Annotated in this window: 18 protein-coding genes and 1 pseudogene; 5 read left to right on the forward strand and 14 right to left on the reverse strand. The window is 47.5% G+C overall.

The features are described 5' to 3' along the window. Nucleotides 1-7 precede the first annotated feature (7 nt). The 10 genes from gspL to gspC all read right to left on the reverse strand — a co-directional run bounded on the left by gspL (nt 8) and on the right by gspC (nt 10063). Nucleotides 8-1210, reverse strand: coding sequence for a type II secretion system protein GspL (gene gspL, locus OU793_RS04285; RefSeq protein WP_180793842.1), 1203 nt, complete (start codon nt 1208-1210; stop codon nt 8-10). After that, nucleotides 1179-2189 (reverse strand): type II secretion system minor pseudopilin GspK, encoded by a 1011-nt coding sequence (gspK, locus tag OU793_RS04290; RefSeq protein ID WP_005478666.1) that lies wholly within the window; start codon nt 2187-2189, stop codon nt 1179-1181. Before gspK ends, gspL begins: the two co-directional genes overlap by 32 nt. Then, nucleotides 2182-2865, reverse strand: a complete 684-nt coding sequence (gspJ, locus tag OU793_RS04295) for a type II secretion system minor pseudopilin GspJ (RefSeq protein ID WP_020904375.1) — start codon at nt 2863-2865, stop codon at nt 2182-2184. The genes gspK and gspJ overlap by 8 nt, the downstream gene beginning before the upstream one ends. Then, the gene (gene gspI, locus OU793_RS04300; RefSeq protein WP_005478722.1) at nt 2852-3241 is read right to left on the reverse strand and encodes a type II secretion system minor pseudopilin GspI; all 390 of its coding nucleotides are present in this window, start codon (nt 3239-3241) and stop codon (nt 2852-2854) included. Before gspI ends, gspJ begins: the two co-directional genes overlap by 14 nt. After that, entirely contained in the window at nt 3228-3824 is a 597-nt protein-coding gene (gene gspH, locus OU793_RS04305) for a type II secretion system minor pseudopilin GspH (protein ID WP_023624183.1), read from the reverse strand. Before gspH ends, gspI begins: the two co-directional genes overlap by 14 nt. A 30-nt stretch (nt 3825-3854) precedes the next feature. Further along, on the reverse strand, nt 3855-4298 hold the full coding sequence (gene gspG / locus OU793_RS04310) for a type II secretion system major pseudopilin GspG (RefSeq protein WP_005465191.1): 444 nt from the start codon (nt 4296-4298) through the stop codon (nt 3855-3857). A gap of 61 nt (nt 4299-4359) precedes the next feature. Next, nucleotides 4360-5577, reverse strand: coding sequence for a type II secretion system inner membrane protein GspF (gene gspF, locus OU793_RS04315; RefSeq protein WP_005465194.1), 1218 nt, complete (start codon nt 5575-5577; stop codon nt 4360-4362). Continuing rightward, nucleotides 5577-7079 (reverse strand): type II secretion system ATPase GspE, encoded by a 1503-nt coding sequence (gene gspE / locus OU793_RS04320; RefSeq protein WP_025632841.1) that lies wholly within the window; start codon nt 7077-7079, stop codon nt 5577-5579. The genes gspF and gspE overlap by 1 nt, the downstream gene beginning before the upstream one ends. Continuing rightward, entirely contained in the window at nt 7079-9103 is a 2025-nt protein-coding gene (gspD, locus tag OU793_RS04325; RefSeq protein ID WP_005496714.1) for a type II secretion system secretin GspD, read from the reverse strand. Before gspD ends, gspE begins: the two co-directional genes overlap by 1 nt. Nucleotides 9104-9139: 36 nt before the next feature. After that, a complete protein-coding gene (gene gspC / locus OU793_RS04330; protein WP_025816867.1) occupies nt 9140-10063 on the reverse strand; it encodes a type II secretion system protein GspC in 924 nt (307 codons plus the stop codon). A gap of 255 nt (nt 10064-10318) precedes the next feature. Between gspC and hslR the strand changes: the two genes are divergently transcribed. From hslR to OU793_RS04350, 4 genes and pseudogenes are all read left to right on the forward strand, one after another. Beyond that, nucleotides 10319-10705, forward strand: coding sequence for a ribosome-associated heat shock protein Hsp15 (hslR, locus tag OU793_RS04335; protein ID WP_005465328.1), 387 nt, complete (start codon nt 10319-10321; stop codon nt 10703-10705). A 31-nt stretch (nt 10706-10736) separates the two neighbouring features. Continuing rightward, nucleotides 10737-11612, forward strand: a complete 876-nt coding sequence (hslO, locus tag OU793_RS04340; RefSeq protein WP_005465326.1) for an Hsp33 family molecular chaperone HslO — start codon at nt 10737-10739, stop codon at nt 11610-11612. A 336-nt stretch (nt 11613-11948) separates the two neighbouring features. After that, on the forward strand, nt 11949-13577 hold the full coding sequence (gene pckA, locus OU793_RS04345) for a phosphoenolpyruvate carboxykinase (ATP) (protein WP_005478630.1): 1629 nt from the start codon (nt 11949-11951) through the stop codon (nt 13575-13577). Between the two features lie 195 nt (nt 13578-13772). Next, nucleotides 13773-15817, forward strand: a pseudogene (locus tag OU793_RS04350) (AsmA family protein). On the opposite strand, the gene OU793_RS04355 reads toward OU793_RS04350, so the two are convergent. The 3 genes from OU793_RS04355 to OU793_RS04365 form a co-directional block, all read right to left on the reverse strand. After that, nucleotides 15803-16720 (reverse strand): bifunctional GNAT family N-acetyltransferase/hotdog fold thioesterase, encoded by a 918-nt coding sequence (locus OU793_RS04355; RefSeq protein WP_140103059.1) that lies wholly within the window; start codon nt 16718-16720, stop codon nt 15803-15805. The pseudogene OU793_RS04350 and the gene OU793_RS04355 overlap by 15 nt on opposite strands. Nucleotides 16721-16828: 108 nt before the next feature. Then, the gene (gene dtd / locus OU793_RS04360; RefSeq protein ID WP_005456795.1) at nt 16829-17263 is read right to left on the reverse strand and encodes a D-aminoacyl-tRNA deacylase; all 435 of its coding nucleotides are present in this window, start codon (nt 17261-17263) and stop codon (nt 16829-16831) included. Next, nucleotides 17235-18164, reverse strand: coding sequence for a virulence factor BrkB family protein (locus OU793_RS04365; RefSeq protein WP_274647729.1), 930 nt, complete (start codon nt 18162-18164; stop codon nt 17235-17237). The genes dtd and OU793_RS04365 overlap by 29 nt, the downstream gene beginning before the upstream one ends. Nucleotides 18165-18198: 34 nt before the next feature. Here OU793_RS04365 and OU793_RS04370 point away from each other — a divergent pair, with 34 nt between their 5' ends. Further along, a complete protein-coding gene (locus tag OU793_RS04370; protein WP_005456820.1) occupies nt 18199-18840 on the forward strand; it encodes a DUF2959 domain-containing protein in 642 nt (213 codons plus the stop codon). Nucleotides 18841-18871: 31 nt separating this feature from the next. Here the strand turns inward: OU793_RS04370 and OU793_RS04375 are convergent, their stop codons facing one another. Beyond that, nucleotides 18872-19414: an AAA family ATPase gene (locus tag OU793_RS04375; RefSeq protein ID WP_023583838.1), complete on the reverse strand. Its 543-nt coding sequence runs from the start codon at nt 19412-19414 to the stop codon at nt 18872-18874. Between the last annotated feature and the right edge of the window lie 61 nt (nt 19415-19475).

The following is a 19475-nucleotide window of genomic DNA, read 5'->3' on the forward strand; positions in this document are numbered from 1 at the left end:
CATCACCTCACTGACGCTTCAACACAAAGCTACCCATCACAACGTTATCGCTGCGATTAAGCTGACCTTGCTCAACATTAAACTTCTCAGCCAACTTCACACGAGCCTGCTCAAAAGGCTGGAAGTCTGAGCTACGTGCGTGAATGCGCACTTCACCACGTTGGCCGTCATACTTAAAACTGGTGATTTCTAGATCTTTCACCTGACCAAGCGTTGCTGGCAAGGCAGCAAGCCAAGACAACATCGCAACATCTGTTGAGCCACCAGATAAACGGCGCTCTTCATCTGTCATTTGACGCTTTAAATAACTTACGGTCGGAATTCGATTCTTGTTTGGGAAAACCTGACGGAAAATACGTTCGCTTTCTTCACGATAGGCTTGTGCTTGCGCCTCGTACTTGTGGACGACGAGAAGTTGCTGAGCCACGACCACCACTAACAAAACGCCCGCAGCGATAGCCGCCTTTTGCCAAACTTTCCAGTACTTACCCCAAGAAGACTTCGGCTTAAACTCGCCAGTTAACAGGTTCGTTTTACTACTCGCGACGCCTTTTGCGAGCAACGCCATCGTCATTTCTTCTGGCTTAGGAACCCATACGCTCTCAACCGTCGATTCTGGCACGGAACTGTAGCATTCGAGTTGCCAACCTTCATGGTTTTGCAGGTAAGAAGAGAGATAAAGGTCCAGCCACGCCGAATCCACCACCGCGCCTTCCGTCTCTGAGTGACGAATTAGCCATTGCTCACCAATCAGTGCCGCACTGCTGTTGTCATCACTGACAGGCAATGCCAATACATCTGGCAAGATGCGTTTGATGGTCAACCCTTGGCTAGCAAAACGCTGTAGCACGGTTTGTACCCATGCACGCTCGACCGCACACACTTGTGCTTTATCCGCTTGCTTACCCAATACGGTGAAGTGCAAGCTATCCACATCTTGCGCGACTTCATCTTCAATCAAATAAGGCAACATGTTGTCGAACTGACGTGTGGCACCAGGCGGAATGTCCACCTGAGTTAACACCACATCATTACTCGCTAGTAAAGCGATGACTTGGCGCTGGCCAGTATACGATACCAACTCGTCCAAGTGTTCCCATCCGGCAAGTTCACCGCTGGCAATCACTTCCTGTTGTTCTGTCGACCACACCACCCAAGGAATGGTACTTTGTTGTTCGCTACTCAGCCGAACGGTCAGAAACTCGCTCACTGATCCCTCCAAAACGACGGCGAACGACCGTCACCGTTTCTCTATTTGTACTTTGCAAAAGGCTTCGGATACGTACTCGTGAATCATCCACCAACACTTGTGCATCCAATTCGAAGAAGGAGCTATCCACTCCTAAATAGCCTTTGGCGTTTTTCTTTACATCATCGCTCAAGCCAGTTAATTCTGACTCCGCTAGAAATTCATCTACGCTGTCCCAACCATCGAAGGGACGCTTTTCTATCAGTTGAACCGCATCGCTGCTGCTCAAGTTCGGTGAAAACATAGCGACTAAAATCGGCGCTTGTTCCACCTCTATCGTGTTGACGTTTAAACGCCAATCATCACTTGGGATCGCACATACCAAGGGCTCAATCTTTTGATAAATTTCACCACTCACTTGATATACCGCGCGCAGTTCAGTTTTGTCTGCCATCCAACCATTAGCCGCTAAATACGAAGGTTTCATCGATTCGTAGGTGCTGTCTTCCACGCCGGTGGTTGAACGTACTGTGCTGTCTGAATCAATGTATTCCCAAGTGGAATCGGCAATCACTTCCGCTTGATACGGCTCTACATCCGACTCTTCTAACAAACGCTGCAGCACTTGAACCAAATATGGTCGAGTGGTTTGTTGTCCGGTCGGCTGCACTCGACTTAACACATTGAGGTTAAAGCACGCTTGCTTATCCCAAATACGCCCTGCTGCTTGACCATAGTCCAATGGGTACACTTGTTCTTTAATCGCCCAAGGTTGGCTGAGGTTGATGGTATCGCTGTCTTTGTAGCTCTGCTCGATACCCACTTCAGCTAAGGCTTCAACACCAACACTGTACCAATATGCTTGCTGGTAATGGATTTGGTTTGAACCGCGCTGAAACTGCAAAAACAAACGTTCAGACATGGTGGCAGCAATGGTCGCCATAATCGCCAACAACATCAGTACAATAATCAAAGCAACACCGCGCTGACGATTAGCCATTGTTGTTGCCCTCCGATGCTTTGTTTCTTTCACTTTCTGCAAGCTTGCCATCTGGCGTTAGATACGTGCGCGCAATTTCACCGTAATCCTTCAACTTCAAGACAACTGAGACAGCTTTCGGCAACTCTTTATTGCTGTCCCACTCTTTCTTCCACTGTTTACCGTCATAAAAACGCATGTCGAAAGATTCCACCTGTGTCAGCAACGGAGTGACAATGCCTTCCTGCCCAACTGGGGTATCTGGATAACGCCACCAAACACGCTGCAAGGTTTCTTCTTTAACGCGATAGCCCACTTTAGTCACTTCACCACGCGGGAACTGTTGCTGCGGGTTATGCCACCCCACACGTGCAAACATTAGGCCTTTCGCGTCGGAATCGAGTAAATAATCCGACCAAAAGATCAGTTGCCCGGCAGGGTCTTCGCCGTTGGTACGCGTTTGACGCAATGCCATTTGGCGGAAGTCGTTATCCATCATCACCATGGCGCGTTGCAGTTCATTCAAACGCTGAGTTCGCTCTTGCGACAACTCATTACTGCGCTGAACTTGCGACACCACTTGGTATGCCGCCACGCTCAAACTGGCAAAGATTGCTATCGACACCAGCACTTCAATGAGTGTAAAACCTTTTGCTGTACGGCGCTTATTTGCGCGATTGGGATTACTGCGCCACATAGCTTCTTACCGTAACAACTGGACTCGCGTTTTTCGCGGTCGCAACACTTACATCAAATGCTTTCAGCAATGGCTGCGTGGTGGCTACAGGCGTGACTTTCCAATACCATGTACGCCCTGCTAGCTCTTCGGTACCATTCTTGGCTTTCAGCGCGCCAGTATCTAGCATCACATTCGCCATTTGGTTATCCACAACCATTGCTGCAAACATCTTTTCTTCTAAGTAGCTGACTGTGTTGATGTGTTGACTCACAGAGCGAATCACACTGATCGCCGCGGTGGCAAAAATAGCCAGTGCAACCAACACTTCAAGCAACGTCATCCCTCGCACTCGGCGACGGTTTAAGTTTGGTTGAGTTTGCTTAAAATTGCGCATTCGCATCCTCTTCCACTTCTTCACCTGGCGCTACCAACAGAATTTGCCCACTCTCTTTTCCGATCACTCGCCAACCATCGTTAAACGCATCGCCTTTTTGTGGGAAAAAAGACAAGGTAAACGGCGTGACTTCTGCGCTCGAGAAAATGAAGACTTGCGGTGGTTTCACTTTCTTTTCTTCAGTTTCGTCGGCAAACATGTCTTCAAACAGTGAACCCGGCTCGAACAAACGATCGTCTTTATCCCAAGCACCGCCACCTAGATCCAATTGCAATGCAATGTCATCTTCTAATTTGGTTTTGCTTGGAATTTGCTTCATTTCTAGCGGCTTCCAGCCTTCAGCGGTCAAGCTAAGCAGGGTGTAAGTCTTTTTCGTATCGTCGACACGCACACCAAAATCTTTACCGCTGAGTACGGCTTCTTCGTTAAGCAACTGCAAACGCTGAAAGAAACTTTGCGCGTATTGTTTAGAGAGGTCTTTTTGACTGGTAGGCAACGTAGTGATCACCGCCACCGCGGTAAGAGATAGCAAAACCAGCACCAATAGGATTTCTATTAATGTAAAACCGTTATGTTTTCGCATTTGTTTCATTAGTGCTGGCTTGCGCTCATTTTATTGGAAGTCTTGCATGTTCCAGTTGCCAATATCCGCTGCTGGACCTTCACCGCCCTCTTGACCATCCGCACCTAAAGTGAAGATATCAATCGTGCCGTTGTCACCAGGGCTTAGGTATTGGTATGCATTGCCCCAAGGGTCATTTGGAAGACGCTTGATGTAACCACCATCACGGTAGTTGCGCGGTTCTGGGTTAGAAGGCTTAGTAACCAATGCGTCTAGACCTTGGTCTGTCGTTGGGTACACGCTGTTGTCTAGCTTGTACATATCCAACGCGTTCTCTAACGCCACAATGTCAGTGATCGCTTTTTGTTGGTCTGCCTTTTCTTTGTTGCCTAGCAAGTTTGGAACAACAAAACTTGCCAAAATACCCAAGATAACAACAACTACCATCACTTCTAACAGTGTGAAACCGTGTTGCTTACTACGCTTAAATTTCATTTTTTTCTCCGAAAGTTAGATTCAAGCCACGTCTTAATTTAGACACGCCTTAATTCGAATATTATCCGCTCATCAAGTTATTCATTTCTAGCATCGGCATCAAGGTCGCCATGACAATGAATAACACCAATCCAGCCATTAATGCGATCAAGGCAGGAGTGAACACTCCCAACGCAATATTGACCGTAGATTCAAAGTTTTGGTCTTGGTTGTCCGCCGCACGCGTCAGCATGCTTTCTAACTCACCACTCTGCTCACCACTGGCGATCATATGCAGCATCATCGGTGGGAATAGACGGGTTTGATCCAGAGCTTTACGCAAGCTTGCCCCTTCACGGACGTTGTCTGCAGCAATCAACACTTGCTGCTTTACGTAACGGTTCGACATCACATCAACCGCCACTCGCATACCTTCAAGAATTGGGATCGCACTTGAAGTACAGATCGACAAGGTACGAGCGAAGCGAGCGGTATTGAGGCCTTTAGAAATCTTACCGACGAGCGGCAAGCTGATGATTTTTCTGTCCCAAGACAAGCGAAAATCTGGTTTTTGCAATGCCAGTTTTAAGCCATAAAAACAAACTACTAGCACGGCAAAGATAATCAGCCCCCACTCTTGGACGAACTCACTAGCCGCCAGCAAAAATTGCGTTGACTGTGGCAACTCTTGCCCCATTTGAATGATCGGCTCGATGATTTTGGGTACCACGGTCGCCAACAAGAACGAGACAATCGCCACCGCAAACACCACTAATACGACAGGGTAGATCATCGCTTGCAACAGCTTAGAACGCATTTTCTGACGGTTTTCGACGTACTCCGCCAAGCGCTCTAAAACCGTATCGAGGTGTCCAGATTTTTCACCCGCGGCGACCATAGAGCGAAACAGTTCGTCAAAGACGTGTGGATAATCACCTAGGCTATCTGCCAATGGGTAACCTTCGGTGACTTTGGAGCGAACGGCAGCGATCATGGTGCGAATTCGTGGCTTTTCTGCTTGTTCAGAAACTGCTCGAAGACACTCTTCAAGAGGCATACCTGATTGAACAAGTGTGGATAATTGACGCGTGATCAGAGCCAGTTCAGCCGTTTTGATACCACGTTTGAAGCCCACTGAGCCTGAAGACTTAGCCGCCTTTGCTTTGGCTTCCACGACCTCAACAGGGATCATTCCTTGTTCTTTCAGTCGTTGGCGCACTTGACGAGCGTTATCCCCTTCAATCGTGCCTTTTTTTTGTTTGCCTTTTGCATCCAGCGCTTTGTATTCAAATGCTGCCATTACGCTTCCTTCGTCACTCGCATCACTTCTTCAAGTGACGTAATACCACGACGTACTTTGCTTAGACCATCACTACGAATACTTGGCGTATGATTACGAACGGCTTTTTCCACTTCTTGCTCACCTGCTTCGCGGTGAATCAGCTCTTGAACCGTTTCATCGACAAGCACTAATTCATGAATGCCGGTACGTCCGCGATAACCTTTTTGGTTACACGCTTCACAGCCTTTCGCGCGATGTAGAATGAGCGATTCACTTTCTGTCATGCCAAACAATTTTTTCTGTTCGCTGTCCGCTTCGTAAGGTTCTTTACAGTCAGAACAGAGCGTACGAACCAGACGCTGCGCTAGCACACCAAGCAGTGAAGAGGAGATCAAAAATGGTTCAATGCCCATATCACGCAGACGCGTGATCGCACCAACAGCGGTGTTGGTATGCAGCGTCGACATTACCAAGTGACCAGTCAAAGACGCTTGCACCGCAATTTGCGCGGTTTCTAAGTCACGGATCTCACCAACCATCACCACATCCGGGTCCTGACGTAAGATCGCACGTAGACCACGCGCAAATGTCATGTCGACTTTCGGGTTAACTTGGGTCTGGCCAATGCCATCGATATCAAATTCGATTGGGTCTTCCACCGTCAGAATGTTGCGCTCGTTGCTATTGATTTCTTGCAAGCCGGCGTACAAAGTGGTCGATTTACCAGAACCCGTAGGGCCGGTCACCAAGATGATTCCGTGCGGGCGACCAATGAGGTGACGGAAGTTGTCGTGTACCGAAGGAGTCATGCCCAAACTGTGCAGGTCAAGGCGCGTTGCGTTTTTATCTAACAGACGCATTACCACGCGTTCACCGTGAGAGGATGGCATGGTAGAAACACGCACGTCGACCGCTCGGCCACCAATACGTAGCGAGATACGACCATCTTGAGGCACACGCTTTTCAGCAATATCGAGCTTCGCCATAACCTTCACACGCGACACCAATAACGGCGCAAGCTTACGACTTGGCGTCAAGACTTCACGCAGAACGCCGTCGACACGGAAGCGGATAGAAAGCGTCTTTTCAAACGTTTCGATATGGATATCGGACGCACCTTCTTTGATCGCTTCACCCAACATGGCATTGATCAATTTGATGATTGGCGCATCGTCTTCCGACTCTAACAAGTCCTCATCATGCGGTAGCTCTTCTGCCAACGAGAAGAAATCGTCACTGTCGGCACCGATATCTTCCATCAATTGACGAGCTTCTGATGAATCACGTTGATACGCTTCAGTCAGCTTTTTATCGAAGGATTCTTTGTCGATAGCTTGAGGCACGAAGCTGCGCTTAAGCACACGACGTACTTCAACCAGAGCCGCAGGATTTAGCGGCTCCACATAGTAAAGAATTGGAGGACGCTCAGGATGCTCAGTCTCCAAAACCAGTTTAAAGCGATTGGCAAAACTGAATGGCAGACGACGCATACTTGGCGCAGTGTCTAACATATCTACCATTAGTTCTTTTCCATTTGATCGATAAACGCTTGAATTTCAGCAGGATGCTTACGATCTTGGCCAAATGCTGGGATCACAGGGATCTTCTCATCTGGCATCAATTTCAAGCCTTGGTCAGCTTTGTAAAGCTGCTCTGCACGAATAAAGTTGTATTTGCGCTGAGTGATACCATCTGCGGTCATACCATCACGGATGATGGTCGGCTTAATGAAGACCATCAAGTTACGTTTTTCGGTTTGCGTGCTGGTTGATTTGAACAAGTGCCCCAATACTGGAATATCACCAAGCAGTGGCACTTTCGATTCACTTTCTAGTGCACGTTCATCAACTAAACCACCTAGCACCAGCATCTGACCATCTTGAATCATCACGGAAGTGTTAAGTTGGCGCTTCGCGAAACGAACGTCAACGGCACCATTGGCACCCAATACGTTAGAGACTTCTTGTTCGATATTTAGCTGAACAGAATCACCTTCGTTGATCTGTGGTACAACTTTGAGCTTGATGCCAACTTCTTTACGATCAACGGTTTGGAATGGGTTGTCGTTGTTTGAACCAGCAGTCGAGCCAGTAATAACAGGCACTTCTTCACCCACGATGAATGAGGCTTCGCCGTTATCCATCACAGTGATACTTGGAGAAGACAGGATGTTTGAGTTGGAATCCGAAGCAACCGCACTAATTAGCGCCGTCCAGTCACCCATCACGATGCTCATTGCTGCACCATTTACGCCGCCAAGAGCAGATGCAAGTGTTGAGTAGTCACCTTCTTCAGTGTACTGACGGTTTTCCCACTTGTTCGTGTCACTATTCCAGTAGCTTTCCGTTTTGGTAACGTCTTTCGCTTCTTCCAAACCAACCATGACTTGGCCGATTGGCGCACCTGTGTTGCCGTACTGGATCACAGCACCCGTTTCTAGTGACCCCCACTGAACGCCTAGGTTAATACCATCACCTTCGGCCATTTCAACAATCAAGGCTTCAATCAGAACCTGAGCACGGCGAATATCTAATTGAGAAATTACGTCTTGCAAAGCCATCATGATATCTGGCGGCGCAGTCAGAACAAGTGAGTTGGTTGCTTCATGAGCCGCAATCACGACTTCACCGCGTTGTGCACTGGATGCACCTTTTTGACCCGCTTGTTTTTCGGCTTGCAGGTTGTCAGAGACACCTTTCAGTACATCAACTAGGTCTTCTGCTTTTGCATACTTAAGGTAAACCACTCGGTTGTTACCTTTCGTTGCCATTTCTACGTCAAGTTGACGAATCAAACGTTTCAGGCGTGCACGTACTTTCGGATCGCCAGAAATCAGAATCGAGTTCGTACGCTCATCCGCGACGATTTTTGGCTCAAGAAACTCAGGCGTACTCTTTTGGTTGGTCGTTTTGTTCAGGGCTTCTACGATACGAACCATTTCAGCAGCCGAGGCATTGCGAAGCTCTACTAGCTCGATCTCTTTGTCACCAGCTTGGTCAACGCGTTTGATGATTTCTGCTAGACGGTTTACTACCGCTGCACGACCGGTGATCAGGATGATGTTAGCTGGATCGTAATGAACCACGTTACCCGCCCCGGCGTTATCAATCAGCTGGCGCAATAGCGGTGACAATTCACGAACAGAGACATTTCGCACAGCAACCACGCGAGTGATGACGCTATCGCCTTTTGCGCTACCATCACCCATAACAGGGATTGCAGAGGTCTTAGAGTCTTTTGCTTTGATGACTTTGAGTACGCCGTTGTCCATTTCTACGACTGCATAGCCGTACACTTCCAACACGTTAAGGAAGAAGCTGTAATATTGCTCTTCATTTAACACGTCGTAGCTGCGAACGTCGATTTTACCGCGCACCGAAGGGTCAACGATGATGGTCTTTTCTAAGTTACGACCAACAATGTTGATAAATTCTTGAATGTCAGTGCCTTTGAAACTCGCACTAAATTCATTTGCCATCGCACCTGGAACGCAGAGTAGACTCCCTGCCAGTAACCAAGCACTTTTGCTAAACCAATGTTTCACGTATGTCTCCCTGAACTTACGCTGGTTGCCTAAGTATTACAATTGGATATAGATGTCGTACTGCTGACCATCTCGCTCAACAGTCAAATTCAGTTCTTGCGGATCGCTCATCACTTGCATCAGTTGTACTGAAGAAGATGGATCACTTAAATCGATCCCATTAAGTTGCACCGCAATATCACCAGGTTCTAGACCCACATCATTAAATAACGCCGCATCACGACCCGGAGAAACTCGGTAGCCAATAATGGCGTCGTCTTTTTTCACTGGAGAAATGGTGATGTATTTAAAGACACTCTGTGGATCTTTCGCAATCTCCTCTCGGATTTGCTCTAGTTTGTCACTCACATCTGGCGCAGGTTCTTTCTGTGCAGCTTGCACTCGAGTAGCCTGCGGCGATTCTGACAATTTTTTATACTCAACGCCTTCCAGCATTAGAGTTTCATCTCGGCCTTCGTTATCGATGATAACGCGATCGACCAACACCGCTTTTAGTGTGGCACGCGTACCTTCAATTTCTTCGCTAATTCCGTAGGTCGCTTGCTTACCACGGTTAGCGATCACCGCTAAGCTGGTTTGAGGATTGCTGCTAGCAACGGCGCCAACAAGGGTAAGATTCAGGCGTGTTTTTGGGGCGTCTTTCACAACAGGTTGCTCAACGACCACAGGCTTTTGTTCGGTGTATTTGCCAAATAAGTTGGCGCTTTGAAGGGCATTGAAATCAATCGTATTCGATTTATTGCTGGCAATAACGTTACCCGCCGACGGCCTCCATTTTGGCACATCAGACGTTTGAGGGATTGCTAACCACACCACTTTACCGAGTATCCACCCAGTTATCGCAATAAATAGGCAAGTAAGTAGCAAACTGAGCTTCGCTTGAATTGCGTGGTGGTTGGACTTGATCTGAGCCAGTAGCGGTCTGCTTGATAATCCTGCACTTAGCTCTAAACGCTTCACTGAATTGATTCCTTTATTCTAACGTTAGTCAATTGGGCTATAAAAATATAACTATCGACTCTAAATTGCTAAATTTGCAATAAAATTATTACTCAACAAAGAGCAGTGAACTATATCACAACTTCCTTTTCATACCTTTTTCTTATGCAGTTTTTGCCAACTCCCTTGAAAAAAATACGCCTTGACTCCATCTGTAGGTGAATAATCCAGCACTCATTGCCACATTCGGGCAGTGATTAGATAGCGTAGTGTTCTATGAGTTCCCTAAATGAAGCCGTTAGGCTAGATAAATGGCTATGGGCCGCAAGATTTTATAAAACCCGCTCTATCGCTCGTAATATGGTCGATGGTGGTAAAGTCCACTATAATGGCCAACGAAGCAAGCCGAGTAAAATCGTTGAGTTGGGCGCTGAGATCAGACTTCGTCAAGGCAACGAAGAAAAAACCGTAATTATCGAAAAGATTTCTGATCAACGACGAGGCGCCCCTGTCGCACAGACCCTGTATCGCGAAACTAATGAAAGTATAGCGAAACGTGAGGAACACGCGACACAACGCAAACTTAACGCCCACAACCCTAGTCCGGAACGCCGCCCAGATAAAAAGCAGCGCCGAGACATCATTAAGTTCAAACACCAATAAAAGCCGGAATTACCGACGAGGAAAGCACTCCATGGCAAATAATGTTTTAAACCGCTACCTATTCGAAGATCTTTCAGTGCGTGGCGAGTTGGTACAATTGGATGAAGCGTACCAACGTATTATCTCCAGCAAGGAATATCCGGCAGCAGTACAAAAACTGTTGGGTGAGCTACTCGTTTCAACGACTCTTTTGACTGCAACTCTTAAATTCGAAGGCTCAATCACAATCCAACTTCAAGGTGACGGCCCTGTTTCTCTTGCAGTAATCAATGGCGACCACAACCAACAAGTTCGTGGAGTGGCGCGCTGGGAAGGTGACATCGCTGATGACGCTAGCCTGCACGAAATGATGGGTAAAGGTTACCTAGTTATCACTATCGAGCCGAAAAAAGGCGAGCGCTACCAAGGTGTGGTTGGTCTAGAAGGTGAAAACCTGACGGAAGTGTTAGAAGGTTACTTCGCTAACTCTGAGCAGCTAAAAACGCGTCTTTGGATCCGCACTGGCGAATTCGAAGGTAAACCGCACGCGGCGGGTATGCTTATTCAGGTTATTCCTGATGGCACTGGTTCTCCAGATGACTTCGAGCACCTAGAGCAACTGACTAACACCGTAAAAGACGAAGAACTGTTTGGCCTAGAAGCGAACGATCTACTATACCGTCTATACAACCAAGACAAAGTACGTGTGTACGAACCTCAACCAGTAGCGTTCCACTGTGGCTGTTCACGTGAGCGCAGCGGCGCGGCAATCATTACCGTTGAGAAAGCTGAAATTTACGACATTTTAGCTGAAGTAGGATCGGTTTCTTTACACTGTGATTACTGTGGCACAACATATACATTCGATGAAACAGAAGTTACCGAACTGTATACGCAAGCTTCAGGCGGCAATAAAACGCTGCATTAATTTTTATAGCTTATCAAGCACGTAATTTACCCACAAAAGGCCAGCACTATGCTGGCCTTTTTGTGATCTACCCCCCGTAACACCTGGCTTTCCACGTAATAAAACAACTGCTTAATTTTAAGTAATTAATAATCGTTTTGCCCTAGCGCAAAGGTTTGCGCGCACGATAAACTATTCGCACCAATATGTGACGGGTTACCTAAAACCTTAGTGAAATCATGGGCAATTTTTGAACTATCTCCCTGTTTTCTCCCCGCCCCGTTGCTAGCATGGTGAGCAGATAAAAATTAAAACATTCTTACAAAATCCCTACAAAAATCCTTATAAGGAGCACCTATGACCGTTATGGAACATACAAAGGCTGCAACACTTGATCTAACCAAACACGGACTGCATAACGTTAAAGAGGTTGTTCGCAACCCAAGCTACGAATTGCTGTTTGAGGAAGAAACGCGCGCTGACCTAACTGGTTACGAACGCGGTGTGGTTACTGAATTAGGTGCGGTTGCTGTTGATACAGGCATCTTTACTGGTCGCTCACCAAAAGATAAATACATTGTTAAAGATGCGACGACAGAAGAACACATGTGGTGGACTTCTGACACCGTAAAAAATGACAACAAACCAATCACTCAGGAAGTGTGGAACGACCTAAAAGAGTTGGTGACTAACCAGTTGTCTGGCAAACGCCTATTTGTCGTTGACGGTTACTGTGGTGCTAACCCAGATACTCGCTTGAGCATTCGTGTGATCACAGAAGTAGCATGGCAAGCACACTTCGTAAAAAACATGTTCATTCGTCCTACCGAAGAAGAACTTGCAACGTTTGAACCTGACTTCGTAGTAATGAACGGCGCGAAATGCACCAACCCGAAATGGGAAGAGCAAGGTCTGAACTCTGAAAACTTCACGGTCTTCAACCTTACTGAGCGTACACAACTGATCGGTGGTACCTGGTACGGCGGCGAGATGAAGAAAGGTATGTTCGCGATGATGAACTACTTCCTTCCTCTGAAAGACATCGCTTCGATGCACTGTAGTGCCAACATGGGCAAAGACGGCGACGTAGCAGTATTCTTCGGCCTATCTGGTACAGGTAAAACAACACTCTCTACCGACCCTAAACGCGCTCTAATTGGTGATGATGAGCACGGCTGGGATGACGATGGTGTCTTCAACTTCGAAGGCGGTTGTTACGCAAAAACCATCAAGCTATCGAAAGAAGCGGAGCCAGACATCTACAACGCGATCCGCCGCGATGCGCTGCTAGAAAACGTAACGGTTCGTAGCGACGGCTCTATCGATTTTGATGACGGCTCTAAGACAGAAAACACACGTGTTTCTTACCCTATCTACCACATCGAAAACATCGTTAAGCCAGTATCAAAAGGCGGTCACGCAAACAAAGTGATCTTCCTATCGGCAGACGCATTTGGCGTGCTACCGCCAGTGTCTAAGTTGACTCCAGAGCAAACCAAATACCACTTCCTATCTGGCTTTACTGCAAAACTGGCTGGCACAGAGCGAGGCATTACTGAGCCAACACCAACATTCTCTGCATGTTTTGGCGCAGCGTTCCTAACGCTTCACCCAACTAAATACGCAGAAGTACTGGTAAAACGTATGGAAGCCGCAGGTGCAGAAGCATACCTAGTGAACACCGGCTGGAACGGCACAGGTAAACGTATCTCTATCCAAGATACACGCGGCATCATTGATGCGATCCTAGATGGCTCGATTGAAGATGCGCCAACTAAGCACATTCCAATCTTCAACCTTGAAGTACCTACGTCACTACCAGGTGTGGATCCAAGCATCCTTGACCCTCGTGACACGTACGTTGACCCACTACAATGGGAAAGCAAAGCGAAAGACTTGGCTGAGCGCTTTATCAATAACTTTGATAAGTACACAGACAACGCGGAAGGTAAAGCACTGGTTGCGGCTGGTCCTCAACTGGACTAATACCGAAGCAAAACTGAGTGACCTGTGATTTGATGACAACAGTGACTTAGTTACAAAAATGCTCTTCAAGCCCCTCTTTTGAGGGGCTTTTTATTGAATCCCACACCAGATTGATACAAGCTAAAGCCTAACTGGGTTATTTGTATAACTGACCTCATCAGTTTTCCGACACTTCACTTACAGGTTCTGGCAGGGATGAAAACAGCGCGTCGAATTCTAATTCTCTTACTGGTGGTATTGATTGCCTTTCCGGCGACCATTATTGCGCTGTTAACCACCTCATACGCCAATTCTACATGGCAATGGGTTTCACCCTACCTTGGCTTACCGATCCAAGCGGAGCGCGTTCATTACGACTTCCCTTACCACCTTTCGCTGCAAAACGTTCGCTCCCAAGACGCTCAACTGCCTTATATTGAACAAGTCGACGTGTGGCTGAACCCTGACATACGACGAGATGGGAAATGGATTATCGATAGCTTGCTGATCGATGGGGTGAGTCTAAAAAAAGGCATACCGACACGGCCTAACTTAGAGTCGATCCAGTTCCACCAGATTGCGCTGAAAAATATTGATTACGCGGATGCGCGCTTTTCCGTAACTGGATTGAGTATCCAAATCCAAGATCCTACTTGGCTAAACGCTCAACAATTATGGCCTTACGGCGCTATTCAGGCTTCTGCAGAGCAAATGTATTGGCACGGTGAGGCGATACAAAAAGTACTGGTTGATGTGGATTATCAAGCCCAAAACAGCACCCTCTATGGCACGTCTTTTAAATGGCGCAATAGCCAAATCTCAGGGCAAGGTGAGCAATATCCGCAAGGCTGGTCTTTGGTCAATGTCACGATTGATAAGTTGGCAATCACCAATGCACAGCGACAATCTTTACTCTCTAAACCGTGGCAAGAATTGCCGTTCACCATTAACCACATTAATAGCCTCGACTTGCTTAACGCCGATATTGAATGGGGGGAATGGCACTGGCAAAACCTTGAACTGTCCGTTGAAGATGCCTCACTGCCTGCATCTCTATGGAATGCCACTGCCAAAGTGTCTTTACAAGCTGACAGTGTTCGTTTCCAAGAGCAAACCGCAATAGAGCCACGCTTGAACGCCATTTTCACGCCCGAGAATATCCAGCTCCAAGAACTGAGCCTAGATTGGCAGCAAGGCCGCGTACAGGTTTCTGGTCAATTCAAACCGACGCACTGGCAACTCGACACGGCTTCTGTTCAAGGATTGAAATGGGCTATCCAGTCTGATGACAACAAGGATTGGTGGAAGGCCGCCACCAGCGCGTTACAAGAAGTGGATATCCAAGAACTTGATATTGAACGTAGTCAGATAATCCAATTAGCGCACGAACCATTCTGGCAACTCTCTGGCTTAAACGTCGAAGGAAAATAAAGCGCCAGCACCGTTTTTGGGGCGTATGGCATGGCAGTCTCGACGCGAGTGTCGTGAATGCGAGCTACGACCAAGTTCTGTCTTCTCATGCTGCGATTTCGACACAAAGTGAGCAAGGGTTATGGCAACTCTCACGTCTGTTTGCCCCACTAGAACAAGGCTACATTGAAGGCTTTGGTCAACTCGATTTAAGTACGGCAAGCCAACCTTGGGCGCTTAATTTGAGTGCGGATGGCATTCCACTCAAACTGCTCCACCCATACCTGCCAGATGTATTTGCGGTAGATGGATTTTCTGACCTCAATCTCGACCTGCAAGGTCTATCTGGTGACAACAACATGTTGGCGTACAGCTTAACGGGGCAAGTGGAAGCAAACCTACGAGAAACGACACTACGCTCACAAGCCGATAAGTCGCTTAAGAGCATCACGTTTTCCCCGATTCGAGTGCACGCGCAGCGGGGCGCAGTATCGCTCAAGCCTGTAACCATCTCCGGCAATGTCATCTCCGGTCAGATTAGCGGCGAATTTGACATGGCCAACAACCCACTCAGCGGTTTGACATTCCAGCTCAAGGATCACTGCGGCATAATCATAGGCGATCTGCTCGATGGTGAAATATCACGTAATGACTGCGACTCACCACAACAGCCAGACCACTTAACGCCGAACGTACCAACGAACGATGCTCAGCCGGAGGAATCGAGCTTTCATGGCATTGCAGAGGTGAATCTAGAGCAACCGGAAGAAGAGCTGGTTGAGGAGATAACAGAAGAGTTAGAGCCGGCTACGAACGAGGTCGTAGCCGAAGAAGAACTAGCAACTGAGTAGCTGCGAATAGTTGGGCAACAGCATGTACGTGCCAACGAAATCAACCGCAGGCGTATCGCCGCTGTAAATCACCACATGGATGATAATGCGCGCCTTGCGCCCTGACGCCAAGCGATCCAAATCACCACTGATACCATCAAGCGAGGTACTCGCCACCGGATTTTGCTCCACCGGATGACGATAACGAATCGAGCTGTCTGCCAGAACAATATCGCCATGCAAACCGCGCTCTTTGAGCAGTAACCACGTCATTCCCCATCCCGTCAGCGTTGCCAACGTAAATGCCGAACCAGCAAACATCGTATTGTGCGGGTTCAAATTCGGATTGAGCTGGGCACTGCATTCGAACTGATAACCGGTGTATTGGTTGATTTTGATGCCCATTTTGTCCGCAATTGGGATCTGCGCTTCCCAGCGCTGCTGCAATTCCGTGCACCATTCTGGGCGACGTAACACATTCGCCATCGGATCAAGCGGCTTCACCATTTGTTGGTGACGGACCGGACCGCGTTCATCGGTCAACTCTCCACGACGTTCAAAACCATTTTTTTCATAAAACGCAATCGCATCTTCACGGGCATTACATACCAAACGTTTCGCACCTTCTTGGCGCGCAAGCGATTCCAACGCGACCAACACCAGTGAGCCCATGCCTTTGCTGCGACGATTGCCTTTCACCGCCATATAGCGGATTTGGCCATCGTTATCCGGAGTAATGTACAAACGTCCGATCGCCATTGGACGGCCACGGCTATCCACAATCATGCGGTGATGGCTCACCACATCATATTCATCACGTTCAGAGCCTACTGGCATGCGCCATGGCTCTCGAAGCATTTGCCAACGAAATTGATAGTACTTGTTAAGCTGATTTTCGGTTGTTGGAGTTATGAGTTTGAACATATCAATCCTTTGAAAGTGCAAATCAGTAAGAATCTTGGGGAGAAAATACCCAAGTAAAATCAAATCACTTGGGTATATAGCTTAGACCATGGGTGTATCCACGCCAGATTAGACCTGTAGCCAAAAAGTCACTGGGCCGTCATTAATTAATGACACTTTCATATCGGCCGCGAAGCGACCACGCTCGGTTGGCAATTCCTGCTCACACAAGTCAGAAAAGTAGTCATACAGACGTTCAGCGTCGGCTGGATGCGCACCACGAGAAAAGCCTGCACGTGTGCCTTTCTTGGTATCTGCCGGTAACGTAAATTGAGACACCACCAAAACCTTACCGTTCACTTGTTTGACGTTGAGGTTCATTTTTCCTTCGTCGTCTTCAAAGACTCGGTAGGTGGTCACACGTTCCATCAAACGTTTTGCTTTGGCTTCATCGTCGTCCTTCTCAACACCAAGTAGGACAAGAAGACCTGTATTGATTTCCCCAACCACTTCACCGTCTACACGAACGGCCGCTTCACTGACTCGTTGAATTAGCGCTATCACTACTCTCGCTTCCTTCATTTGCTAACTGAGATTCAGCCGACGAGTGTATCATGTCTAGATCTTCACTCCAGTGCTCTTGCTCACCCAATGCTGCGGTGACTTCTGCCCCCAGCAAGACGATCATCCAGCACAAGTAAACCCAGACAAACAAGATAGGAATTGCGGCTAAAGCGCCGTAAATCAGCTGGTAAGACGGGAACTGAGTGATATAGAGGGCAAAGCCTTTCTTACTTAATTCAAACAGTATACCTACAGCACCATGCGCTAAATGCACTTTTTTGTTTGGCACCAAAATGTACAAACCTAAAAATGCAAAAAATGACAGCAAGAGCGGCAACCAGCGTAAGAACAAATTGAAGGCGCCAGACAGCGTTTCATTTTCTAAGATTTGTAACGACGTGACATAAGACGTTGCTGCAATACTCGCGCCGACTAAAATCGGCCCCAGCGTTAATACCATCCAATACATCGAAAATGAGAACACCAAACGGCGCTTATCTTTGACTCGCCAGATGTAGTTTAGATTTTTATCGATGTTGGAGATCAGCATCAGCGCAGCAATAAACAAGAAGCCACCACCGACGGCACTCATTTTGCCAGTGTTCGCCACAAACTCTTGCAGTGCAGTGTGCACCGCCTCACCAGATGCCGGTACAAAGTTTTCGATGATGTAGCCTTGCAGCACTTCGCCAACGTTCGCGAAAACAGGGAACTTCGACAATATTGATAACAGTACCGTTAACATTGGCACGATGGATAGCAAGGTAATATAGGCAAGGTAGCCAGCATTTACATTAACGCGATCATGCGTCAAACGCTTAAGAAGATACTTAAAAAACGCGACGCAACTTGGCAGTAGATTGCTCAATCTCGCCTTGTAACTCTCTGATAACTGGTTCATAGTTCATCCCATAATTAGCGTCGAGGACATAAGAATGCCTTATTTATTAGCAATTGTACTATCAATTTTCACTTTAACAGGGTGTCAATCTGCGTATTACTCTGCGATGGAGCAAGTGGGCTACCATAAACGAGATATTATGGTTGACCGAGTGGAAGATGCCAAAGAATCACAACAAGAAGCACAAGAAGAATTCACTAGCGCACTTGAAGCCTTATCAGCACTAACCAATTTTGACGGTGGTGAATTAGAAAGCGTTTACAACAACATCAATGACAAATACGAAGACAGCGAAAAAGCCGCTCAAGATGTGCGTGACCGTATTGCTGCAATCGAAGATGTCTCTGATGCCCTGTTTGAAGAATGGCAAGGCGAGTTAGACTTGTACACCAGTGCGAAACTGCGCCGCTCAAGCGAACAAAAACTGCGTGAAACCAAAGCCTCTTACAAAACCATGCTCAGCGCAATGAAGCGCGCAGAGAAAAAGATGACGCCAGTGCTGAACACACTGCGTGATAACACGCTGTATCTAAAACACAACCTCAACGCGAGTGCGATTGGTTCTTTGCAAGGCGAGTTCTCTAGCTTAGAGAAAGACATTCAATTTGCCATCAAACAAATGAACGAAGCGATCGCTGAATCGGATAAGTTCCTGCAAAAGCTTAATCAAAAGTAAATCATTCAGGCCTCCTCCTCGCGAGGAGGTTTTAGTCTGCTACCTCGCCGACTAAGCCTATTACTCTTCGAACAAAGCCCACGCGATCTTCGACACTGCCCCATGGCACTTCCACCACTTGATATCCGAGCTCAACATAAGTATTGATTAGGGTTTGATGGATTTTCAGCGCTTCTTCAAAGCTGTGCGGACGCACTTCATCTTGTACGTAAATGGACGCTTCAGGTCGACAAGTAAGCACCTGACTATGGTACCCAGCACTTTCAGTTAAGAAAGCTTGGTCAACGTGACAACCACCGACTTGCAGATAAGCAACAATATCTGGAATCGCGCGATCTACAAAAGCCACGTTAGTATTCAACGCTTCACGCTTTTGCTCACTCATTAGGTTAAGACACAATTTGGCAAACTCAGGCAGATTGGTCCACGGCAAAATGCCATTGTCCAACGCACTTTGCTGCTCTATCAACGAGCGTGAGCCTTCAGCAAACGTGGCGTAGCCTTGTTTGCCTAACGCGTTGAGTAACGTTGTTTTGCCCGCTCCTGGACCACCGGTAATCACAATCGGCTTCATGTTATCTCCCTAAAAACAACAAGCCCCGAGCTTAACTCGGGGCTTGTATTTAAGCTAATCC

The organism is Vibrio sp. VP6 (assembly GCF_028823755.1).
GTDB lineage: Bacteria > Pseudomonadota > Gammaproteobacteria > Enterobacterales > Vibrionaceae > Vibrio > Vibrio parahaemolyticus.

Excerpts from the sequence above, each read along its gene's own strand:
- gspH (WP_023624183.1), bottom strand. The coding sequence starts at position 3,824 with ATGCGAAAACATAACGGTTTTACATTAATAGAAATCCTATTGGTGCTG.
- gspG (WP_005465191.1), bottom strand. The coding sequence starts at position 4,298 with ATGAAATTTAAGCGTAGTAAGCAACACGGTTTCACACTGTTAGAAGTG.
- OU793_RS04365 (WP_274647729.1), bottom strand. The coding sequence starts at position 18,164 with ATGAACCAGTTATCAGAGAGTTACAAGGCGAGATTGAGCAATCTACTG.
- gspE (WP_025632841.1), bottom strand. The coding sequence starts at position 7,079 with ATGGTAGATATGTTAGACACTGCGCCAAGTATGCGTCGTCTGCCATTC.
- gspK (WP_005478666.1), bottom strand. The coding sequence starts at position 2,189 with ATGGCTAATCGTCAGCGCGGTGTTGCTTTGATTATTGTACTGATGTTG.
- hslO (WP_005465326.1), top strand. The coding sequence starts at position 10,737 with ATGGCAAATAATGTTTTAAACCGCTACCTATTCGAAGATCTTTCAGTG.
- gspI (WP_005478722.1), bottom strand. The coding sequence starts at position 3,241 with ATGCGCAATTTTAAGCAAACTCAACCAAACTTAAACCGTCGCCGAGTG.
- OU793_RS04375 (WP_023583838.1), bottom strand. The coding sequence starts at position 19,414 with ATGAAGCCGATTGTGATTACCGGTGGTCCAGGAGCGGGCAAAACAACG.
- hslR (WP_005465328.1), top strand. The coding sequence starts at position 10,319 with ATGAGTTCCCTAAATGAAGCCGTTAGGCTAGATAAATGGCTATGGGCC.
- gspJ (WP_020904375.1), bottom strand. The coding sequence starts at position 2,865 with ATGTGGCGCAGTAATCCCAATCGCGCAAATAAGCGCCGTACAGCAAAA.
- pckA (WP_005478630.1), top strand. The coding sequence starts at position 11,949 with ATGACCGTTATGGAACATACAAAGGCTGCAACACTTGATCTAACCAAA.
- gspF (WP_005465194.1), bottom strand. The coding sequence starts at position 5,577 with ATGGCAGCATTTGAATACAAAGCGCTGGATGCAAAAGGCAAACAAAAA.
- OU793_RS04370 (WP_005456820.1), top strand. The coding sequence starts at position 18,199 with ATGCCTTATTTATTAGCAATTGTACTATCAATTTTCACTTTAACAGGG.
- OU793_RS04355 (WP_140103059.1), bottom strand. The coding sequence starts at position 16,720 with ATGTTCAAACTCATAACTCCAACAACCGAAAATCAGCTTAACAAGTAC.